Genomic DNA, 20877 nt, shown 5'->3' with positions numbered 1-20877 from the left:
GTCCTGAACCGTTTGCGCTACCATCTCCTCGGTCCCTTCCTTGTGTGCGGGGGCTTGCCCCTTGCAACTGTTCGGGTTCACAAAAGAAGGCGGTCGGGCCCCAGCTCATCCACGGTTTAGGCCACCTGAGGGGCGACGGGCTCTCGACCACCGCCACGGATCAGGCAAGCACCTGGTCCGTGGCACCCTCAACAATGCACGATTCCAAACACACAAGGGGTGTTCCAGGGAACACTGACGCCTCACTCCGCTGGAACACCCCTCAACCGTCTCGGCGCTGCGCGCCGATCCACCTTCTCCCACAAGGGGAGAAGGGAAGGGGTGCCCTCACAGCGCCTTCACCGCCACCTTTACCGGCTGCTCAATCTCGAGCGGGTTGCGCAGCGGCAGGCCGAAATCCCCGGCCTCGATCTCGAACACATCGCCGGCCTCGGTCTTGACGCCATCGGCGAAGGACAGTGTCGCCGTACCGAACATATGCACGTGCACGTCGCCCGGCTGGCGGAACGCCGAATATTTGAAGTGATGGTGTTCGAGATTGGCGATGGTGTGCGACATGTTCGCTTCGCCCGACAGGAACGGCTTTTCCCACAGCGTGTTGCCATTACGCACGATGCGCGACGTGCCGCGGATGTCGGAAGGCAGGTCGCCGATCAGGATCTCCGGTCCGAACGAGGCATTGCGCAGCTTGGAATGGGCAAGAAAGAGATAATTCACGCGCTCGGTCACATGGTCGGAAAATTCGTTCGACAGCGTGAAGCCGACGCGGAAGGGTGCGCCATCATCGCCGATGACATAGATGCCGGCGACCTCGGGTTCCTCGCCGGCGTCCTTGGCGAAGGCCGGTGACAGGAGTGCGGCACCTGGCGCCACGGCCATCGTGCCATTGCCCTTGTAGAACCATTCCGGCTGCACGCCGACCTGGCCTTTGGCCGGCTTGCCGCCCTCCAGCCCCATGCGGAACATCTTCATGGAATCGGTGAGTTGCTCCTCGCCATCGGTGCTGAGCTTCTTGTGCATGGAATCGCGCGTCGCGGCTGAACCCAGATGGGTTAGTCCGGTGCCGGTGAGATGCAGATGCGCCGGATCGGGGTGATTGATCGGCGACAACAGCCGCCCCTTCTTGTAGGCGGCATCGAGATCGACCATCTCGCCAAGTCCCTTGCGCTCGATCAGCGCGACGAGGCCGACGCCGGTGCGGGCAGCCTCCATCGCCAGCGAGTAGACACTGCGGGCGCCGTTGATGATCCGGGTCTTGCCGCCATTGCGGGCAACGACGCGGATGGTCTCGGCGTCGTCGAGAATCTGCGAGATCAGCATGATCAATCCTCTCTCATGTGTCTTGGCCTGGTTGCCTCTTGGCAAACCTTGACCTGCGCGGCTCGGACCTCGCCGCGCCACGGGTGAAATTCTTCGTCCGGATTGCGGTCGCGGGCTTGATCCCCGGGGGGACTTCTTGATGCCGGCGGGTTGCCGGCAGCATCGCGATCTAGACCCGTATGCCTTCCTCGTTGCTTCGCCGGCCTGTTAGGCCTTGTTCTTGTTGTAGACGTCGAAGATCACGGCGCCGAGCAGCACCAGGCCTTTGACCACCTGTTGCCAGTCGACATTGACGCCCATGATCGACATGCCGTTGTTCATGACACCCATGATGAAGCCGCCGACCACCGCGCCGATGACCTGGCCGACGCCGCCCATCGCCGAGGCGCCGCCGATGAAGACGGCGGCGATGACGTCGAGCTCGGAGCCGAGGCCCGCGGCCGGCACCGCCTGACCGAGACGTGCCGCGATGATCAGGCCGCCGAGCGCCGACAGCACGCCCATGTTGATGAACACCATCAGCGTCAGCCGCTCGGTGTTGATGCCCGACAGCTGTGCCGCCTTGGGGTTGCCGCCCATGGCGTAGATGCGGCGGCCGATGGTCATGCGCTTGGTGACGAAGACGAACAGCGTGATCAGCACGCCCATGACCAGCAGCACCACCGGCAGGCCACGGTAGCTGGCGAACTCATAGACCAGGAACAGCGCCAGCGCGCTGGCGACCAGCGTCTTGATGACGAACAACGTGAAGGGCTCGGCCTCATAGCCGTGGCGTTCGCGCTTGCGCCGGGTGCGGACTCCGAAATAGGCATAGGCCAGCACGGCGATCAGCCCCAGCACGACCGTCGTCATGTGCAGGGTGACGCCACTACCCATGATGGTCTTGCCGGCTGCGTTCACGACCGGCGGGACGAGCGTCAGCGGGCCGATCACATCCGGGATGAAGCCGGAGCTGAGCATTTTGAAGTCGTCCGGAAGCGGCCCGACCGAGGAGCCGCCGCCCAGCAGCGCCTGGCAGATGCCGCGGAAGATCAGCATGCCGGCCAACGTGACGATGAAGCTGGGTATCCGGTGATAGGCGATCCAATAGCCTTGCGCCGCGCCGATCAGGCCGCCCACGACCAGGCAGACGATCGAAACCACCAGCGGATTGCTGAGCGGTCCGAGCTGCCAGATGACCATCATGTTCGCCGCCAGCGCGCCGATGAAACCGGCGACTGATCCGACGCTGAGGTCGATATAGCCGGAGACGATGACCAGCAGCATGCCCAGCGCCATCACGATGATGAACGAGTTCTGCTGCACCAGATTGCTGAGGTTGACCGGCTTGAACAGCGTTCCCGACGTGGTGAACTGGAAGAACAGCATGATGACGATCAGCGCGATGATCAGGCCGTATTCGCGCAGATTCGTCGTCAGCGCCGAGACGGCGATGCGTGGGCGCTGTTCTACTGCGGCGTCGCCTTGCGGGGCGGGGGCGCTTTCGGTGCTCATGCTGCTTTTCCTTCTCCCCGAACGATGGCGCGCATTATTTTTTCCTGGCTTGCTTCCGACGCCGGCATTTCGCCGACCATGCGCCCTTCGTTCATGACGTAGATGCGGTCGGTGATCCCCAACAATTCCGGCATTTCCGACGAGATGACCACGATCGACTTACCTTCCGAGGCAAGCCGCGCGATGATCGTGTAGATTTCGTACTTGGCGCCGACATCGATGCCGCGCGTCGGCTCGTCGAGGATCAGCACGTCCGGGTCGGCGAACAGCCATTTCGACAGCACCACCTTCTGCTGGTTGCCGCCGGAAAGATTGCCGGTCAACTGATAGACGCTGGAAGCGCGGATATTGGTCTTCTTGCGATAGTCGTTGGCAACGGCGAGCTCGCGCATGTCGTCGATCACGCTGTGGCGCGACACACCGCCGAGATTGGCCAGCGTTATGTTGTGCTTGATATGGTCGATGAGGTTGAGACCGTAGGTCTTGCGATCCTCGGTCACGTAGGCAATGCCGTGCTGGACTGCCCTGCTCACCGAGGAGACATCGATCGGCTTGCCCTTGAGCAGCACCTCGCCGGTGATGCGGCGGCCATAGGAGCGGCCGAACAGGCTCATGGCGAATTCGGTGCGGCCGGCGCCCATCAGTCCGGCAATGCCGACCACCTCGCCCTTGCGCACATTGATGTCGATGCCCTTGATCACCTGCCGTTCGGCATGGAGCGGGTGATAGACCGACCAGTTCTTCACCTCGAACACGATCTCGCCGATCTTGGGCTCGCGCGGCGGATAGCGGTCGTCGAGCGAACGGCCGACCATCGAGGTGATGATGCGGTCTTCCGAAATGTCCTTCTTGGCCAGCGTCTCGATGGTACGCCCGTCACGGATGACGGTGACCTTGTCGGCGACCCGGTTGATCTCGTTCAGCTTGTGCGAGATCAGGATCGAGGTCATGCCTTGCTTCTTGAATTCGAGCAAAAGGTCCAGCAGCGCCTGGCTGTCCTTCTCGCTGAGCGACGCGGTCGGCTCGTCGAGGATCAAAAGCTTGACGTCCTTGCTCAGCGCCTTGGCGATCTCGACCAGCTGCTGCTTGCCGACGCCGATATTGGTGATCAGTGTCTTGGGGTCCTCCTTGAGGCCCACCTTCTTCAACAAAGCGGCGGTGCGCGCCTCGTTGGCATCCCAGTCGATGACGCCGTAGCGGGCGTTTTCGTTGCCGAGGAAAATGTTTTCGGTAATCGACAGCATCGGCACCAGCGCAAGCTCCTGGTGGATGATGACGATGCCCTTGTGTTCGCTGTCATGGATGCCCTTGAACTGGCATTCCTGGCCCTGGAAAATAATCTGGCCGTCATAGGTGCCGGCGGGATAGACGCCCGACAGAACCTTCATCAGCGTCGATTTGCCGGCGCCATTCTCGCCGACCACGGCGTGGATCTCGCCTTCCTCGACGCTCAGGTTGACGTTCGACAGCGCCTTCACGCCGGGGAACGTCTTGGTGATGTCGCGCATCTCCAAAATCGTCGAGGCCATGGGAACTACCGCTCCTTGAGAGGTCGGCAAACACTGCCGGCGAGGTCGGTAACAATACCGGGCTCGCTGGTGAACGAAAAGGGGCCCTGCGTTGCGCAGGACCCCTGTCTTTGTAACCGAGATTACTTCAGGTCTTCGGCCTTGATATAGCCGGAGTCGACGACCAGCGCCTGGTAGTTGGACTTATCGACCTCATGCGGCGTCAACAGGATCGAGGGAACGACCTTGACGTCGTTGTTGTAGGTCTTTTCGTCGAGGCCGTCGGGCTTGCCGCCCGAGAGCACCTTGTCGACCAGCTGGACAGTGGCCTTGGCGAGGTCGCGGGTGTCCTTGAACACGGTCGAGTACTGTTCGCCCGTGATGATCAGCTTGACCGAGGCGGTCTCGGCGTCCTGGCCGGTCACGATCGGCCAGGGCTGTGCGTCCGTGCCGTAGCCGACGGCGCGCAACGAGGCGGTGATGCCGCGCGACAGGCCGTCATAGGGCGACAGAACGCCATCGACGCGGCTGCCGTCCGAGTAGTTGGCCGAGAGCAGGTTGTCCATGCGCGCCTGGGCGGTGGCGGCGAGCCAGCGCAGCGTGCCGACCTTGTCCATGCCGGTCTGGCCGGACTTGATCTTGATCGAGCCGTCGTCGATCAGCGGCTGCAGGACGGAAATCGCGCCGTTGTAGAAGAAGAACGCGTTGTTGTCGTCGGGCGAGCCGCCGAACAGTTCGACGTTCCACGGCTTGGTGTTCGGGAAGCGCTCCTTGAGGCCCTTGACCAGCGAATTCGCCTGGATCACGCCGACGCCGAAATTGTCGAAGGTGGTGTAGTAGTCGACATTCTTGGTCTTCTTGATCAGGCGGTCATAGGCGACGACGACGACGCCCGCGTCAGCGGCCTTCTGCAGCGCATCCGAGAGCGTGGTGCCGTCGATCGAGGCGATGATCAGCGCCTTCGGGCCCTTGGTGATTTCGTTTTCCAACTGGCTGAGCTGGTTGGGGATGTCGTCCTGCGCATACTGCAGGTCAACGGTGTAGCCGAGAGCCTCGAGCTGGGACTTGACGGCATCGCCGTCATTGATCCAGCGCTGCGAAGTCTTGGTCGGCATCAGCACGCCGACAAGACCCTTGTCGGCTGCGTGCGCCGAATAGGTCATGGCAGCGATGCCAAGCGCCGCGACTGCGGCCAGTGTCTTGATGATTTTCACGTAAACTCTCCCTGGTTGATGGACGCGGCACCCCGGGGGTCGCGGGCCGCGCAATCGTGCAGAAGCGCCAAGGCACTACTGCCGTCATATCGATCTCCGGTATCCTCCCATGGTCCCGAGGCGCTGATTTCAATCGATACGATTTTTATCGTCGGCGATCGTTGCGTCTCGGAACGCGCTGACGTTGCGACCCTTTTGCCATAACTGTCAAATGCGATCTTTGATGGTTGCTATACCGCAAGTGGTATATGCTATGAGCAGTGGCAGGTGCTGGCGAATGCCAGAGGGTCGCGAGCCCGAGACGGGGAAAAGCCATGGCAGCGTTACGGAATCCGACTGGGGTTTCAAATGGTTACAATGAGACCCCGGGCGATGGCGAAACCCTGCTGCGCAGTGGTCTCAGCCTGCGTCACATGCGCATGATCGTCGCGCTCGACGACCATGGCCGGGTGAGCGCGGCGGCGCAGGTCATGAACATTTCGCAGCCGGCTGCCTCGCGCATGATCGCCGAGATGGAGGCGGTGCTCGAGGTCAAGCTATGCGAGCGGCTGCCGCGCGGCATCACGCTGACGCCCTACGGCAAGGCTCTGGCCAGGCGTGCGCGTTCGATCCTGCTGGAGATGCGCGAGGTCGATCGCGAGATTTCCGAGCTCAAGGCAGGCAAGGGCGGTTCCGTGTTTCTCGGTGCGGTGACGGCGCCGGCGATCGAGCTGGCGGTGCCGGCGATCCGCGAAATCCGCCGCATCTATCCGCGCATCGAGATCACCATGCAGGTCGAGACCTCGAATGTGCTGGCGCGCGAACTGATCGCCACACGCCATGATTTCATCATCGCGCGCATTCCCGACGACCTCAATCCGCGGCTGTTCGAATCGCGTGTCATCGGCGTCGAGAAGGCCTGCCTGATCGTGCGTCGCGGCCACCCGCTCACCAGGGGCGGCGTGGTGCGGCTGGAAGACACCGCAGCCTATGACTGGGTCTTTCAGTCGGGCGGCTCGCCCTTGCGCCAGGCGATGGAGAGCAATTTCCTCAACCGCAACATCGCGCTGCCGGACCGTATCCTCAACACCTCTTCGCTGCTCTTGACGCTGGTCATGGTCGCGCAGTCCGACGCCATCGCGCCGGTTTCGGTGCAGGTGGCGAAATTCATCCAGAATCCCGACGGGCTCGCCGGCGCCATCGACGTCGTCCAGACCGAATTCGACATCGAGGTCAGGCCCTACAGCCTGATCACGGTCAGGAACCGCGTGCTCTCGCCGGCCGCCAAGATGCTGCACGATTTCATCCTGCGCGAAGTGGGGTGATGGAACAAGAAGTGCAGTCGCGCGTTCAGCCCAATCGGCATCTCGCTGGAGCCCGTTTTGGGCGAGGGAACGAGGGGCCGGTGGTCAACAACTCGGGAGGTTTTGATGGAACGTCGGTTGTTTCTCACTGGAATGCTAGGCGTTGCGGGGGCCGTGGCGTTTGCTGGAGTGGTCGGACCCGGCCGCGCGGTTGCCGGTATTCCCCAAGGCAACGGAATTCTCGATGAACTGGACAAGCCGGATCCGGCTGTCTTCGAAGGCGATGAGGACGTCGAAGTGGAGCAGGTCTCCCATCGTCGCTGGCATCATCGCGACCATGGGCATTGGCGTCGTCGCCATGGTGGACGGCGCCGCGGTTGGAGACGCGTTTGCCGCCGCTACTGGCGCCATGGGCGCCGCCATGTCCGTTGCTGGCGCGAGCGCGTATGGCTCGGCGTCTGGCTGTGACGAACCATTGACGAAGGGCCGGCCACCGCAGCGTGGCCGGTGTCGTCTCTGCACAGATGGGCGGGCCAAGGTTTGCATGTTTCAATCGGTGCCCGGACTGGCACCGATCACCCAACCGTTACGGAATCGTCCGCCCAACTTAATCTAAGATCGAATTGACCGAATCATATTAGACATTACTAATCGAATCCCGACAGACTGAGGTGCCACCATGCCGAGGGCCATCAAGGAGCAGAACCATATCCCGTAACACCGGTTACACGTCCACAGACCAGGGGCAATCGGCACCCATGAAAGGCGTGGCGATACTGACCGAAGCCCGCAGTGGCTCCGAATGGCTTGGCAGCCTGGCAAACAGTACCGGGACATTGGGTCAGTCAGGCGAATGGCTCGACCCCAGCAAGCTGGGGTTCAAGCCCAAATCATTCGAGGAGCTTCTTTGCGCGGTGATTGATCGCGGCAAGACCGCGAATGGCAGGTTCGCTGTAAAGGTGTTTTCGCGGCACCTTGAGACGGCGCAGGCGAAGTATGGAGTCGACTTCCTCACCGAATGCATCAGGCGCCATGGCATCGGATTGGTCTTGCTGGAACGGAGAGACCGACTTCGTCAAGCAATTTCCTATTGTCGGGCGAAAGCGTCAGGCCGCTGGCAGAGCACGACGAGCAGTGCTGATCTGATCCCGGAGTACGACTTCGCCAGCATCTGCCAGGTCTACTTCCGGATCGAGCAGAGCCATGCCTTCTGGGGCGCTTACCTGCGCATGGCCGATCTGCCCTACGACCATTTTTTCTATGAAGATCTGTTGAGTGACCCCCGTCCGTATGTCGCCTCGTTGGCGCGCCAGTTATCGGTCGAAATGCCGAACTGCAATTTCGAGACGAATTTGCGGTTGCAGCGGGACGCCTACACCGAGGAATGGGTTGAGCGGTACCGTAATGACGCCAGGTCGAAGAATTTGCTGGCGCATCTCCCCGAAAAGATGGCGCCGCGCAACGTCGACAATCTCGCTCGGTTCCTTCTGAAGAAGCAGATGCGAATTAGTCAACTCTAGGTCGTGGTCGGCAATTAATTTCCACCTCAGGGGGTGTGGATGATGCCGGGACCCTCAACATCAGGCGCATAGCCCTTCGGCATATGCTGGAGCGGGTAGCGGGAATCGAACCCGCGCGTTCAGCTTGGGAAGCTGACAGGCTACCATTACATCATACCCGCGCGTGCCCTCGTTACCATGAGGTTCGGCCTTCGGGCAATCGCAAAGCGATCCCTGAACAAGCGCTTTCGCGGTCCCCCCAGCGCTGGCCCGCGATTTCTATTTTGCCTTCGCGACTTTGTTGCTGGCGGCAAAGCTTGGCCAATATTTCGAGATGGCGAGCGTCGCGCCGGCAGAAGAGAAATGGCCGTAGTCGAAGTAGAGAAACTGCCTGGTGCCGGCGTCGGCGTAGGAACAGCCGGCCGTGTCGCAGAGGTAGGCCAGCGGGTCGATGAAGGTGGCCCCTTTGGTAAACGGCAGCACCTGCTTGTTGATATCCGGATCCATGGCCATCGGCCAGGATGTGTTGGCGACATGGTCCCGTCTCGCGAAGAAAGCGATCTTCTGGACGTCGGCGATGAATTCCGGAGACTGGCCGATGACATAGACCTTGACGCCCATGTCGCGCAGCCGGTCGATCGTCTGCTGCAGGCCGTCAAAACCCCTGGCCTGGTAGTCGGTCCATCGGCCGCTCAGGATCACGGCCTGGATGTTGGCTTCGCGGATGATCGACAGCGCCCGTTCGTTGAAGCGCGTGCAGGCCGGCCGGGCGTAGGAAAAGTAGCTCAGGTTGGGGGGGCAGCCGGCATAGGTGTACTGGATGACATTGGCCTGGATTTTCTCAGCGTTGGCCTCCAGCCCCGACACATAATGCGCCGCGAAGGAATCGCCCCACAGCAGCACATTGGTGGCAAAGCCATGTGTGCGCGTGCAGTCCGCGAGGTTCCAGTCCTCGATCGGGCTCCCGCCTTCGTTGAAGCAGACGCCGTTGCGCCAGTCACCCACCAGTACCCGCTCCGTCGAGAAGTCCGGGAACCGTTGTGGAAACCCCTTGCCGAGCACACCGGCCATGCCGCCGACGCACAGCAAGGCGATCGCTGTCGCCGAAAAGGCGAAGATGGGCAGCGGAGCGGTGAGAGGCCCCTTCCGGCGGAAGGGCTGCTCGACATATTTCCACGAGAACGTCGCCAGGGCGAAGCTCGCCACCATCATCGCCATGATCGTCGGCACGCCGATGGCTTTCAGCGAGAGATAGTGGACGAATGAATTGATCGGCCAGTGGACGAGATAAAGTGAGTAGGAGATGAGGCCGACCCAGACCAGCGGCGCAAACCGAAGCACGCGTGTGGCGACAGGCTCCAGCCTGTCGGCGTGGGGCTGGCCCGCATAGATAAGAAGCGCCGTTCCGATACAGGGAAACAAGGCATTGTAGCCCGGAAACGGGTCGCTCTCCGAAATTGTCAGAAAGCCAAAGCCAATCAGGCCAAAGCCGGCGAGGCCGATCAGTTCCGTCAGCGGACGGCTGGCCAGCGCCGGCGGTTTTTTCAGCATCAGAATGGCGCCCAGCGCCAGTTCCCAGATGCGCGTTGGCAGCAGGTAGAAGCCGGCGGTCGGCGCCAGCGTGGTTGCCATGACCGCCAGGGCAAAACTGCCTATGGCGATCGGCAGCAATATCGTCAGCCAGCGCTTCGCGGCATAGCGGTAGATCAGATACACTAGGATCGGTGCGAAGATATAATACTGCTCCTCGACCGAAAGCGACCATGTGTGCAGCAGTGGCCGCAGTTCCGCGTCGATGGAGAAATAGTTGGTCGTTTTCCAGAAATAGATGTTCGACCAGAAGGTCGAGGCCGCGATCACGCTGAGACTGTATTCGTGGAGGTCCGACGGCAGCAGAATGAACCAGGCGGCGACGCTTGCGAGCAGGATGACGAAAGTCAGCGCCGGCAGGATGCGCCGCGCACGGCGCCAGTAGAAGCGGCCGATCGAGAACTGGCCGCGCTCGAGGTCGTCGAGCAGGCTGCCACTGATCAGATAACCCGATATGACGAAGAAGATGTCGACGCCCGTGAAGCCGCCGGGAATGGCGGACACGCCGAAATGGAACAGCACGACGGGCAGCACCGCGACGGCCCGCAGGCCATCGATGTCGCGTCTGTAGTTCATCTGGCCGCTCCGCATGATGCGGTCGGCGGTATTCGCATGCCGCAGCTTGGAGCACTGCTCATGCGACGACGTCCTGATACTGTGGAAAATGTCGGTTCGTTGATCGCACAGGCCCATCCTCTGTTGCGCAACTTTGCTGCACTGCAACATAGGTGTCAAGGCAAACCGGGATTCGATTGGCGAACCCGATAGGCACAGGCGTCGAAAATCAGGCGCCGGGCAGGTAGATCACGGCGTCGTCGTCCGCGTAGGCCCGCTTCCAGCCCAACTCCGTGAGGAAGGGGATGCGGGTGTCGTCGGCCGTAAGGAGTGCCCAGCCGATGGCGTATTTTTTCAGCTGGGCATCGAGCAGCGGTTTTCCGTCACTGCGCCCCGTCGCGTCGTCGGCTTTCGTGAACCCGCCCAGGAACAGCTGATCCGTCCTGCCGTCGATATAGGTCTTGATGCCGTGGAAAATCAGCGTGCCGCCGAAATTGTAGGAATTCAGCACGTTGCCTGTGAGATGGTGATCCTTGGCGAATGCGAGGGCGCCGCTGGCGGATGTTTTCGGGCTCGGCGCCACCTGGTAGGCACTGCCGAGGATGAAGACCGAGCCGACCAGCAAGACAGCCAACGCGCCTGAGATCGCGTAGAACCGGCTGGCGAAGAGTTTTTCCAGCCCGTCACGCTTTTCCGCCAGCCAGGTCGTGGTTGAGAGCGAAGGATATTGCAGTGCGACCTCGACCGCGATCACCAAGGGGATCAACAGGAAGGGCAGATATACAAATCGCAGATGGGCGAGATAGACATGCAAGGCGAAGACGATGAACAACGCCTTGGCCCAGCCGATCCGCGGTCTCGATACCAAAAGCCCGAAAAGCGCCAACAGCATCGCCGCTTCCTGGAAGAGCTGCTCCTGGGCATTGAACGGTCGCCACTCCAGGATAAGAGGCACCGCCTCGTTGCCATATGCCACGGTGAACGTCGCCAGGATGGCTTTCACGCCATAGGGATGCAGCAAGCTGACCAGGGGGCAGAGCAGGCCGAAAGCGACCCATTTTGCCAGCAGGACGGGTTTCGACAGGCCCGAGCGCGCCAGCAGAACGAGCCCGGCAAAGGCGGCGATGACGAAGCTCAGGGTGAACGTGGCATGCAGGTTGGCCCACAAGACGACAAGCACGAGCAGCCACAAAGGCGGGGCCTTCTCATCCTGCGCGGCACGAAACAGCATTGCCGTCCAGACGACGATGATCGGCAAGGTGAAGACGTGGGGGCGCGCCGTATAGATCGGAGCGATCAGGAAAGCCGCGGCGAAGGCCAGCGCTATCGCCAGTATCGGCTTCAGCCATGCGCTGAGGAACCATCCCATCAGGAAGACGGTCAGGCCGACCGTGACGATGATCAGGGTGACGACGCCATTCCAGCCGCCCGCACGGTAGGCAAGGGCCAGAAAGACCTGCCCCAGCCATTCCTTGGCGATCCAGGGTTGGCCGGCGAACGTATAGGAATAGGGGTCGACGGCAGGAAACGTCCGATTCTCCAGGAAGTCGAGCCCGACCTTCACTTGCCACCAATTGTCGGGATCCTGCAGGATCGCGCCGGCAAAGGCGGTGAGCACGGAGGCCACGATACAGGCGCCGAGAAGGCAGAATACCAGCCTGATGCGTTGCGCGTCCCCGAGCGACGGCGTCGCCGTCGCGATTGCCGCAACCTGGGTCATGTCGCGACTCCGCGCGACGGCGTCGCCGTCGCGATTGCAGCGGCCTGGTTCATGTTACCGCTCCGGGCCATTTCGCGTTCGTTGCGGCCACAGCATCATCCGCGCCGCCGACGAAGACGAAACGGGACGAGCCGAGATAGAAAATGACCGAGTAGAGGCAGTTTCCCGCCAGATGGACAAACGGGTTCTCGATGAAGCCGGCAGACATGGCGGCGATCACGACGCCCAGATTGGCGCCATAGGCGACGACGAAGGTGATCGCGTATCGAGTGACCGCGCCGGGGCGAAAGCCGCCGGCACGTCCGAACGTCCATTGGCGATTGAGGAAGAAGCCAAGCGTAAGGCCCCCGGCATAGCCAGCCGCATTGGAAACGATGTCGCCGAGGCCCACCGCCAACCCGGCCAGGACCAGCGTATAGCCAAGCGCCGTGTTGAGAAGCCCGACGGCGCCGAAGCGCAGCATCCGCGAGACATCAGACGGAAGAGCCGACCGCATCCTGCCCACGCCGTTCCCGTTGCATCTGGTCGACCTTTGCCTCAGCCACGCGCGGCTCTTTTCGCCATCTCCTGCAGGCGATGGACGGGCAGGTCGCTGTCCTTGGCTGGCCGGTCGCGCGCAACGATCTCGTTGACGAAATAGAGCGGCCGCCGCTTCGTCTCCATGTACATGCGGCCGAGATACTCGCCGAAGATGCCAAGCACCAGAAGCTGGACACTGCCCATGATCAGCATGATCGCGGCAAGGCTCGTCCAGCCGGGAACCACGTTGCCCCTGGACCATTCGAACAGCGTATAGCCGAGCACGACCAGTCCGAGCAGGCCGAACATCATCCCCAGCAGCGAGGCAAACCGCAACGGCACGATCGAAAAGCTGGTCATCGCGTCGACCGCCAGAAGAACCATCTTCTTCAGCGGGTAGTGGGTGGTGCCGGCAAAGCGCCGGTGCCTTTCATAGGGGAAGGCGACCTGCCTGAGCCCGATCCAGCTCACCATGCCGCGAATGAACCTGTAGCGCTCGGGCATCGCGTTCAGATGGTCGAGCGCACGGCGGCTCATCAGCCGGAAGTCTCCGGAGTCCGGTGCGATCTCGACATCGACCATCCGGCCGAGCAAGCGGTAGAACATCGAGGCGGAAGCCCGCTTGAACCAGCTTTCGCCGTCGCGCTTCACCCTCTGGCCGTAGACGACATCGAAACCTTCATCCATCTTCGCCATCATCGCACCAAGCAGTTCGGGCGGGTCCTGGAGGTCGGCGTCAAGAATGAGAATGCGCTCGCCGCGGCAGAACTCCAGCCCCGCGCTTAAGGCGATCTGGTGGCCGTAATTGCGGGCAAGGTCGATGGCGACGACATGGTCGTCCTTTTCGGCCAGTTCGAAGATAGCCTCGCGGGTGCCGTCGGTCGCTCCGTCGATGACAAGGACGATCTCGTAGGAAGGGCTTTGCTCGAGGCACACGGCGCTGACGCGTCGGTGAAGCTCGGCCACGCCGTCGCGCTCATTATAGCATGGCACCACGACCGACAGGGCGATTGCGCGGTGCGCGCCGATTTTTCCCGTTCCCACCAAAGCCTGGCTCCCGCTCCTGGAATGGCAATAGCGGCAATTGGTTAGAAAACAGATAAGCCAGGGATCGACGCGGCGTCATCGGCCGGCCGACGCCGTGGGCCGGGCACTGTCACGAACGCACCGGCAGCTCCATGCGGATGCGGGCGCCGCGCCATGAGCCCGTCAGGATGCGGATCGTTCCGTCATGCAGCAGCGCGATCTGTCGGGCGAGGTTCAGTCCCAGCCCCGCCCCGCGCGACTGCGGCAGCAAGCGGTAAAAGGGCTCGAAGACATTCTCATGCTCTTCAGCGGGAATGCCCGGGCCTTCGTCGCGCACCTCGACGCCGCCGGCCCCGTCGATGGCGATCGTGATCGTGCCGCTGCCGCCGCCATGCTCGATTGCGTTGCGCACGAGGTTGGCGAGCGCGCGCTCGATCTGCAGGACATTGACCTCCACCTGGGCCTTGCCGGGTGCAGGCTCGAAGGCGAGGTCGTAACCGGCCTCGATGGCCAATGGGGCGAAATCGGCGGCGACCCGGCTGGCGAGATCGTCGAGATCGATGATCTGGCGCTGGTCCGACGGCCGGTCGAGCAACTGATGGTCGAGCAGTTGCTGGGCAAGATGCGACAGACGCTCGATGTCATGCAGCAGGCGCACGCTCTGCGGCTCCTGCTTCAGCAGTTCCGCGCGTGTGCGCAGGATGGCGATCGGCGTGCGCAATTCATGCGCCGCGTCGGTGAGGAAGCGATTGTGGCGGTCGTAACCCTGGGCGAGGCGGGCGAGCGCCTCGTTGAAGGCATGCACCAGCGGCGCGATTTCCTGGGGCACCTGCTTGACCGGCAATTGCATGGCGCGGGTGCCGATGTCGATACGCGCCGCCTGGCGGACCGTTTCGACAAGGCCGGCGAAGGAGCGGCGCACCACCGCCGGAGTCGTCACCAGGGTCGTGGTTCCCATGACCAGGACGATCGGCAACAACAGGATGAGGATGATGACCGCAAGCGCGGGGAGTGCCTTCTCCCAGTTCCTGCTGCCGTCGGGATTCCTGGCGACGTCGACAGTAGCCGAAATGCTGAGCTCAAGGCCCTCGGTTTCTCGCGACGACCGCGTCCCGGCGATGATTTGTACCGTGCCGGCCCTGGTCGCGGCTTTTTCGAGATAGGCCTCCGGCCTCAAATCATCTTCGGAAAATCCGATGGTGGCGTGATCGGCCTCGCCCAGCAAGTCGCCAAAATTCCTGGCGTAGACGTCAGGCACATTACCGAAGCGCACGCTCTGGCCGTTGCCGTCACGAACAATGTACCAGACGTTGGGGAAGCCCTCGCGAAAGCTGGCAAGCCCCTCGGTCTCATGGACGATCAGTCTGCCGTTGCCGTCACGGCCAACCGCTTCCTTGATGGCGGCAACGGCCGCCTCGTTGTCGATCAAAAGGCGCGGATTGGCGATCCAAAGTGCCGCCGCGCAAAGCACGATGAAGATCAGCAGCGTCGCCGCCTGCAGCAGGATCAGCCGCCGGACGAGGATCCATTGCAGCGAGCGTGTGCGGACCTTCTTCACGAGGCCGCCCGCAAGAGGTAGCCAAGGTTGCGGATCGCCCGGATCTCGATGCCGGCGGCGACATCGTCGAGCTTGCGGCGCAGCCGCGAAATATGCGCATCGAGCGCATTGGAGCCGATCTCGTCGTCCAGTGCGTAGACGGCTTCCTCCAGCGCGCTGCGCATGATGGTCCGCCCCGGCCTGCGGATCAGCGTTTCGAGCACCAGCCTTTCGCGCCGCGGCAGATCGAGCGCCTGTTCCTCGACCAGCGCCTCGCGGTGGCGGAAATCATAGGTGAGGCGGCCGACCATCGTCTGGTTGGCGCGCGATGTGAACGAGCGCCGGTGCAAGGCATGAAGTCGCGCGACGAGTTCCACCGTGGCGAAGGGCTTGACCATATAATCGTCGGCGCCGGCATCGAGCCCGGCGACACGGTCGTCCAACCCGCTCATCGCCGTCAGCGCGATGACAGGCACATCCAGGTGCAAGGCACGCAGGCGCGGTATGAGGCTGAGGCCGTCGCCATCCGGCAGCCGGCGGTCCAGCACCACCGCGTCGTGATAGCCCAGGCGGGCCATCGCCTCGGCATCGGCCAATGTCGCGGCATGGTCGACGATGATGTCCAGACGCTCGAGAGCGGCCTTCAGCACGGAGGCCATTTCCGGTTCGTCCTCGATCAACAGGACGCGCATGAATATTCTCCTTTATCCGCAGCCGGTCTGCGGCCGCGGCAATTCATTCGCATTCCAGCTTCGGCTGGCGGAAATTGGTGATGAACCAGCGGCTGCCGGAAGCGCGGGCGTAGAATGTGTAGAAGCATTCCTGACGCTCGATATAGCCGGGCGTCTCGGTCTCTTCATAGACGGTTCCGTGTTTTGTATGGCGAACCTCGCCGCTCGATGTCCCGGGAACCGCCGACGTCGATACCTTGCGCCACTGATAGGCGCGTTCGCCCTGGCCGAGATCGACGACAGCGGTTGGCGGGCCGTAATCCAGAATGACCGATTCGACCGGCTGTCCGACATAGTTCTTCATGATGTCGGAGGCACAGCCCCCGAGCGCGAGCGCGACGAACACTATCTTCGCGCCCCGTATGAGGAGGCCGGCGCCATATCTGGACATATCGGAGCAGATTCCCGTCATGAAAATTCACGTGCGGGACCTAGATCGCGAAGATTGCATCGACATTGCGAAGAGCCGCGGGAACTGGGTCCGTTACGGAAAAAGCCGACCGCCGCCTCGGGTATTGCCGGAACGCAGGATTGCGCGATGCCGGCGGGCATCGCGCAATCCGATCGACCTGCTCTAGAACCGGTAGTTGATGCCGGCCTTCAGCTCATGGCTGCCGATCGTCGTCTTGGACGTGCCAAGGGCCGATGTCGTCTCGACGCCAGGGGTGCGGACATAGTCGTACTCGACCTTGGCGGACAGTCCGCCGGCAAAGCCCTGCTCGATGCCGGCGCCCAGCAGATAGCCCACCTTCCATCCATCCGCGCTGGTGACATTGTCGCCCTTGTCGAATTTGGTCAGCGCAACGCCGCCGGTTCCAAACAGCAGCGTCTGGTCGAAGCTCACGCCTGCCTTGGCCTTGGCGGCACCACGCCATTTCTCCTTGATCTTGCCACCATGGACGTCATGTTCTGCGCCGCCCAGATAGGAGCCTTCGATCTCGGCGCCGAGGACCGCCGGACCCATCTGCTGGTTGTAGCCGGCCTGAACGCCGCCGCTGAAGCCATTTCGATCGGCGAACGGATTGGGCATCCTTGTGAACGCCGTGCCGCCATGGACGCCGACATAGGCGCCGCTCCACTGGAAGGCGGGGGGATCATTGTAGGTCGGTGAAAGGTCGGCGGCCATCGCCGGCCCGAGAAGGCAGATGCCAAGGACAGCCGCCGTCAGGACGATCTTTGCTTGAGAGGACACGAGCATTACTCCAACACAAACGCGCATCCGGCAAATCGGTACGCAGGTTAATTCCCGGGGAGCCTGACCGTTGGGGCGGTCGGGCTCCGATTTGGTGTCTTTCAGGGATGGTTGCACGGTCCTGAAACTGGCGTTCGCCAGCTGTGGTAGGAGGGTCGGAGCGCCGGGCAACCAGTCACCTGAAAGACGCCGACTGTCTTGCAGGTGAAAATTGCACGCACATTGCGCAAAATTCGAGAATGACGATTTTGTGCTTTATTTTCAATAAATTAAAATGATCTTGTTTACCGATATTTAAGAATTGCGAACCTTCGCAAGCCCGGAGTCTCGAACTCTGTGCATTCCACGGACAGACCGTGCCGGCTTGATGGTTTGCCGCCAAGCACGTATCTCTGGATCGTGCCCATGAGTCCGGGCATCTCAATCGGGAGACGGCCTTGTCCGCACTGACGCGCTTTCTCGGCGACTCGCCATTCAGGGTGATCCTGAAGCTGCTGGTGGTGTCGTTCCTCGTCGGCCTTGTCATGAATGCCTTCGGCTGGTCGCCGATGGATGTGTTCTACAGCATCCAGAGGTTCTTCATCGACCTGTGGAATCTGGGCTTCCACGCCATCGACCGCTTCCTCGGTTACATCCTGCTGGGTGCCGCGATCGTCGTGCCGGCCTTCATCCTGCTCAGGATCGCCAACTACCGGAAATGACCTTTTAGGCGTAGCTTGAGGCGACCTCGAACAGGATGGCGTGCCGCGCGGCAAGTGTCGGCACATCCGTGGAATAGCCGCCGCCGATGACGCCGCAGACGGGAATGCCGATCGCGCGGAAACGATCGATCACCATCGTATCGCGGGCGCGCAGGCCATCGTTGGAAAGCGCCAGCCTGCCAAGCCGGTCCTCGGCATGGACGTCGACGCCCGCATTGTAGAAAACGATGTCCCAATGCGCCCGGGCCGACAGTTCCGGCAGGATGGCGGCCAGCCTCTCGAGATAGGCGGCATCGCCCGTGCCGTCGGGCAGCGCGATGTCGAGGTCGGAGGCGATCTTGCGCACGGGGTAGTTGCGGTCGCCATGCATGGAGAAGGTGAACACGCGTGGCTCCTCGCTCAGAATGTCCGCAGTGCCGTCGCCCTGATGCACGTCGAGATCGACGACCAGGATGTTTTGTGCGGCACTCTCGGCGAGCAGCACCAGCGAGGCGACGGCGACGTCGTTGAAGGTGCAAAAGCCGGCACCTTGCGCGCGCCGCGCATGATGGCTGCCGCCGGCGGTGTTGCAGGCAATGCCGTGGCGCAAGGCAAGGCGCGCCGCCAGTATCGTGCCGCCGGCGGCAAGCTGCGCGCGCAGCGAAACGCGAGGGCCGACCGGAAAGCCGATCTCGCGTTCGATTTTTTCCGGCACGCAACAGCCGATGACCTGATCGACATAGTCGGCCGCATGGGCAAGCTTCAGCCATGACGCCGGCGCGGGTTCCGCTGTGTTGAGCGCCCCGGGCCTGGCCAGGCCGCGTGCGCGCAAGGCCTCCATCAGCAACGGATACTTGCTCATCGGGAAGCGGTGGTTGGTGGCAAAGCCGGCGTCGTAGTCGGGGTGGTGGACGATATGCAGGGGCATGAACGGGATCCGGCGGACTCGCGCCAGACCGGGATTTCGGTTGGCCATCGCGGCAAGAATGATTGCGCGGTGGCCGGAAAATGGGGCACATCGGCTCTTCGATCAAGCCGCAATCAGCAAGGCAGCAATCCCTTGGACAAGGGTGCAATCCCAGCCGACGCGAGACCTTTCGTCGTCACCAACCGTTCCGTGCTCGCCATAGCGGTGCCGATGACGCTCGCCTATCTGACGACGCCGATGCTCGGCCTTGTCGACACGGCGGTGATCGGGCACTTTGGCGACGCGGCACTGCTTGGCGGCCTGGCGGCGGGCGCGTTGATCTTTGACGTCGTCTTCACCAGCTTCAACTTCCTGCGCTCCGGCACCACCGGTCTCGTCGCCCAGGCTTTCGGCCGTGGTGATGCGCTCGAGGAACAAGCGGTGTTCTGGCGCGCCGTGCTGATCGCGGTCATTGCCGGCATTGTCCTGGCGGCGCTTTCACCCCTGATCGCCGTCGGTGGCCAGTGGTTCATGGGCGCCGAACCGCGTGTCAGCGAGGCAATGGGCATCTACATCAGGATCAGGCTGCTTGCCGCACCCTTCTCGCTGATCAACTACGCGATCCTCGGCTATGTACTGGGGCGCGGCGAGGGCGGGCTTGGACTTGTGCTGCAGCTGGTGCTCAACGGCATCAACATCGCGCTCTGCTTCCTGCTTGGCCTGAAGCTCGGCTGGGGCGTTGCCGGCGTCGCCTGGGCGACCGTGACGGGCGAATTCCTGGCCATGCTGCTGGGTCTCGCCATCGTCGTGCTGCGCTTCCGCTCGACCCCATCCTTGCCGCGCCATCGCCTGCTCGACATGAGCGCCTTCCTTCGCATGCTGTCGCTCAACCGCGACATCATGATCCGCTCGTTTTCGCTGCTCGCCGCCTTCGCGCTGTTCACCCGCCAGGGCGCGCAGTTCGGCACGGTGACGCTCGCCGCCAATGCGGTGTTGATGAACTTCTTCCTCGTCGCCGGCTATTTCCTCGACGGTTTTGCCACCGCCGCCGAACAACTCGCGGGCCGTGCCGTCGGCGCGCGTGCCGAGCAGGCCTTCCGGCAGGCGGTGCGGCTGACCCTGTTCTGGGGTTTCGGGCTGGCTGGCGCCGCAACCCTGGTGCTGCTCTTGGCCGGCGCCAATCTGGTCGCCGTCGTCACGACATCGCAGGAGGTGCGCTCGGTGGCCGACATCTATTTGCCCTGGGCGGCATTCACCGCGCTGAGCGGCGTGCTGGCGTTCCAGATGGACGGCGTCTTCATCGGCGCCACCTGGTCACGCGACATGCGCAACATGATGCTGCTGTCGTTCCTGGTCTTCGCTGTCGCGTTGCTGACGCTGGCGCCGGCCTTCGGCAATCACGGCCTGTGGGCGGCGCTGCACGTTTTCCTGCTGGCGCGCGGCTTCAGCCTGTTGGCCATTCTGCAGCTGCGGGTGCGCACGGCATTTTGATTTGCGCCAGCATGGATAGCAGCTTTGGAGCGCGCTACTCTTCCAGTCGTCGGGGTAGACAGAATGCCGGGGCGGCAATGGGAAACAGGTTTGAACCAATCAGGCCAAGGGTCATAAGGGGATCAAGAAGAAAATACTTCCTCAATATGCTCCCTGGCATTGCTTTTGTTTGTGCAGGAATTCTTATGGTCCGAATTCCAGTGACGGACCCAGAATCGTTCTCTGCATTCAAGCAGATAGGCGGAGGATGGCTCGCCATAGCGGTATTCGGGTACTATTCACTGATTCTCGCTCGGTTTCTTGTTCGCCCGCATGTCTTGGTGCTCGACGAAACTGGTTTTACACTGGACGGTGGCCGTGTTCGAGTGCCGAGGAAAATCGCATGGCGGGATGTCCAAGGCTTTTATGTCCGCAAACAGCACCGCGCGCAAATCATCGGCTACAGGCTGGAAGCCAAAGCCGGGACTGGTAAGCCTCAGATGCCAACTGAGCGAATTTTGCCGAATATTTGGCCACTATCAATCGAGGATATGGTCGATCTTCTTGATATTTATCGACTGGAAGCCTTGGATCGGGCGCGGATCACACAACTCCGTTGATATCAGGCGGTT

The 20877-nt window shown here is 62.2% G+C and carries 19 protein-coding genes and 1 tRNA gene; 5 read left to right on the top strand and 15 right to left on the bottom strand.

Features of this window, described 5'->3' with window-relative positions:
* Positions 1-327: 327 nt before the first annotated feature.
* The 4 genes from araD1 to chvE form a co-directional block, all read right to left on the bottom strand.
* Complete coding sequence (gene araD1 / locus AC1DX4_RS32840) at positions 328-1320, bottom strand: AraD1 family protein (protein ID WP_477224273.1); 993 nt, start codon at positions 1318-1320, stop codon at positions 328-330.
* Between the two features lie 207 nt (positions 1321-1527).
* Complete coding sequence (gene mmsB / locus AC1DX4_RS32835; protein ID WP_477224272.1) at positions 1528-2814, bottom strand: multiple monosaccharide ABC transporter permease; 1287 nt, start codon at positions 2812-2814, stop codon at positions 1528-1530.
* Entirely contained in the window at positions 2811-4343 is a 1533-nt protein-coding gene (mmsA, locus tag AC1DX4_RS32830; protein WP_477224271.1) for a multiple monosaccharide ABC transporter ATP-binding protein, read from the bottom strand. Before mmsA ends, mmsB begins: the two co-directional genes overlap by 4 nt.
* 122 nt (positions 4344-4465) lie before the next feature.
* Positions 4466-5536: a multiple monosaccharide ABC transporter substrate-binding protein gene (gene chvE, locus AC1DX4_RS32825; protein ID WP_477224270.1), complete on the bottom strand. Its 1071-nt coding sequence runs from the start codon at positions 5534-5536 to the stop codon at positions 4466-4468.
* A 314-nt stretch (positions 5537-5850) separates the two neighbouring features.
* On the opposite strand from chvE, the gene AC1DX4_RS32820 reads away from it, so the two are divergent.
* Positions 5851-6840: a LysR family transcriptional regulator gene (locus AC1DX4_RS32820; RefSeq protein ID WP_477224269.1), complete on the top strand. Its 990-nt coding sequence runs from the start codon at positions 5851-5853 to the stop codon at positions 6838-6840.
* A gap of 135 nt (positions 6841-6975) precedes the next feature.
* On the opposite strand, the gene AC1DX4_RS32815 is transcribed toward AC1DX4_RS32820, so the two are convergent.
* Positions 6976-7242 carry a hypothetical protein gene (locus tag AC1DX4_RS32815; RefSeq protein ID WP_477224268.1) on the bottom strand — a complete coding sequence of 89 codons (267 nt, stop codon included), beginning with the start codon at positions 7240-7242 and terminating at the stop codon, positions 6976-6978.
* A gap of 335 nt (positions 7243-7577) precedes the next feature.
* Here AC1DX4_RS32815 and AC1DX4_RS32810 point away from each other — a divergent pair, with 335 nt between their 5' ends.
* Positions 7578-8339, top strand: a complete 762-nt coding sequence (locus AC1DX4_RS32810; protein WP_477224267.1) for a Stf0 family sulfotransferase — start codon at positions 7578-7580, stop codon at positions 8337-8339.
* Between the two features lie 87 nt (positions 8340-8426).
* On the opposite strand, the gene AC1DX4_RS32805 is transcribed toward AC1DX4_RS32810, so the two are convergent.
* From AC1DX4_RS32805 to AC1DX4_RS32765, 9 genes are all read right to left on the bottom strand, one after another.
* A tRNA-Gly gene (locus AC1DX4_RS32805) sits at positions 8427-8500 on the bottom strand.
* Positions 8501-8597: 97 nt separating this feature from the next.
* Positions 8598-10484, bottom strand: a complete 1887-nt coding sequence (locus tag AC1DX4_RS32800; protein ID WP_477224266.1) for an acyltransferase family protein — start codon at positions 10482-10484, stop codon at positions 8598-8600.
* Positions 10485-10692: 208 nt separating this feature from the next.
* Entirely contained in the window at positions 10693-12183 is a 1491-nt protein-coding gene (locus tag AC1DX4_RS32795; RefSeq protein WP_477224265.1) for a hypothetical protein, read from the bottom strand.
* Positions 12184-12232: 49 nt separating this feature from the next.
* Positions 12233-12679 carry a GtrA family protein gene (locus AC1DX4_RS32790; protein ID WP_477224264.1) on the bottom strand — a complete coding sequence of 149 codons (447 nt, stop codon included), beginning with the start codon at positions 12677-12679 and terminating at the stop codon, positions 12233-12235.
* 41 nt (positions 12680-12720) lie between these two features.
* Entirely contained in the window at positions 12721-13746 is a 1026-nt protein-coding gene (locus tag AC1DX4_RS32785) for a glycosyltransferase family 2 protein (protein ID WP_477224263.1), read from the bottom strand.
* A 112-nt stretch (positions 13747-13858) separates the two neighbouring features.
* A complete protein-coding gene (locus tag AC1DX4_RS32780; protein WP_477224262.1) occupies positions 13859-15286 on the bottom strand; it encodes a sensor histidine kinase in 1428 nt (475 codons plus the stop codon).
* The gene (locus AC1DX4_RS32775) at positions 15283-15957 is read right to left on the bottom strand and encodes a response regulator transcription factor (protein WP_477224261.1); all 675 of its coding nucleotides are present in this window, start codon (positions 15955-15957) and stop codon (positions 15283-15285) included. The genes AC1DX4_RS32780 and AC1DX4_RS32775 overlap by 4 nt, the downstream gene beginning before the upstream one ends.
* A gap of 43 nt (positions 15958-16000) precedes the next feature.
* The gene (locus AC1DX4_RS32770; protein WP_477224260.1) at positions 16001-16387 is read right to left on the bottom strand and encodes a hypothetical protein; all 387 of its coding nucleotides are present in this window, start codon (positions 16385-16387) and stop codon (positions 16001-16003) included.
* 183 nt (positions 16388-16570) lie between these two features.
* Positions 16571-17188: an outer membrane protein gene (locus AC1DX4_RS32765; protein ID WP_477224259.1), complete on the bottom strand. Its 618-nt coding sequence runs from the start codon at positions 17186-17188 to the stop codon at positions 16571-16573.
* Between the two features lie 437 nt (positions 17189-17625).
* On the opposite strand from AC1DX4_RS32765, the gene AC1DX4_RS32760 reads away from it, so the two are divergent.
* The gene (locus tag AC1DX4_RS32760) at positions 17626-17889 is read left to right on the top strand and encodes a DUF6460 domain-containing protein (protein WP_477224258.1); all 264 of its coding nucleotides are present in this window, start codon (positions 17626-17628) and stop codon (positions 17887-17889) included.
* Between the two features lie 4 nt (positions 17890-17893).
* On the opposite strand, the gene AC1DX4_RS32755 is transcribed toward AC1DX4_RS32760, so the two are convergent.
* A complete protein-coding gene (locus AC1DX4_RS32755; protein ID WP_477224257.1) occupies positions 17894-18796 on the bottom strand; it encodes a histone deacetylase family protein in 903 nt (300 codons plus the stop codon).
* 132 nt (positions 18797-18928) lie between these two features.
* On the opposite strand from AC1DX4_RS32755, the gene AC1DX4_RS32750 reads away from it, so the two are divergent.
* Together AC1DX4_RS32750 and AC1DX4_RS32745 are read left to right on the top strand one after the other, a co-directional pair.
* Positions 18929-20266, top strand: a complete 1338-nt coding sequence (locus AC1DX4_RS32750) for an MATE family efflux transporter (RefSeq protein ID WP_477224277.1) — start codon at positions 18929-18931, stop codon at positions 20264-20266.
* A 185-nt stretch (positions 20267-20451) separates the two neighbouring features.
* Entirely contained in the window at positions 20452-20865 is a 414-nt protein-coding gene (locus AC1DX4_RS32745) for a hypothetical protein (RefSeq protein ID WP_477224256.1), read from the top strand.
* Positions 20866-20877: the final 12 nt, after the last annotated feature.

The sequence above is a fragment of the Mesorhizobium sp. P3_A8 genome (assembly GCF_056402995.1).
Note: the sequence above shows the minus strand (reverse complement) of the source record. Positions and strands in the feature narration are given on the sequence as shown.

Excerpts from the sequence above, each read along its gene's own strand:
- AC1DX4_RS32795 (WP_477224265.1), bottom strand. The coding sequence starts at position 12,183 with ATGACCCAGGTTGCGGCAATCGCGACGGCGACGCCGTCGCTCGGGGAC.
- AC1DX4_RS32810 (WP_477224267.1), top strand. The coding sequence starts at position 7,578 with ATGAAAGGCGTGGCGATACTGACCGAAGCCCGCAGTGGCTCCGAATGG.
- mmsB (WP_477224272.1), bottom strand. The coding sequence starts at position 2,814 with ATGAGCACCGAAAGCGCCCCCGCCCCGCAAGGCGACGCCGCAGTAGAA.
- AC1DX4_RS32790 (WP_477224264.1), bottom strand. The coding sequence starts at position 12,679 with ATGCGGTCGGCTCTTCCGTCTGATGTCTCGCGGATGCTGCGCTTCGGC.
- AC1DX4_RS32770 (WP_477224260.1), bottom strand. The coding sequence starts at position 16,387 with ATGTCCAGATATGGCGCCGGCCTCCTCATACGGGGCGCGAAGATAGTG.
- AC1DX4_RS32815 (WP_477224268.1), bottom strand. The coding sequence starts at position 7,242 with ATGGCGGCGCCCATGGCGCCAGTAGCGGCGGCAAACGCGTCTCCAACC.
- AC1DX4_RS32745 (WP_477224256.1), top strand. The coding sequence starts at position 20,452 with ATGGTCCGAATTCCAGTGACGGACCCAGAATCGTTCTCTGCATTCAAG.
- AC1DX4_RS32755 (WP_477224257.1), bottom strand. The coding sequence starts at position 18,796 with ATGCCCCTGCATATCGTCCACCACCCCGACTACGACGCCGGCTTTGCC.
- mmsA (WP_477224271.1), bottom strand. The coding sequence starts at position 4,343 with ATGGCCTCGACGATTTTGGAGATGCGCGACATCACCAAGACGTTCCCC.
- AC1DX4_RS32775 (WP_477224261.1), bottom strand. The coding sequence starts at position 15,957 with ATGCGCGTCCTGTTGATCGAGGACGAACCGGAAATGGCCTCCGTGCTG.
- AC1DX4_RS32820 (WP_477224269.1), top strand. The coding sequence starts at position 5,851 with ATGGCAGCGTTACGGAATCCGACTGGGGTTTCAAATGGTTACAATGAG.
- araD1 (WP_477224273.1), bottom strand. The coding sequence starts at position 1,320 with ATGCTGATCTCGCAGATTCTCGACGACGCCGAGACCATCCGCGTCGTT.
- AC1DX4_RS32800 (WP_477224266.1), bottom strand. The coding sequence starts at position 10,484 with ATGAACTACAGACGCGACATCGATGGCCTGCGGGCCGTCGCGGTGCTG.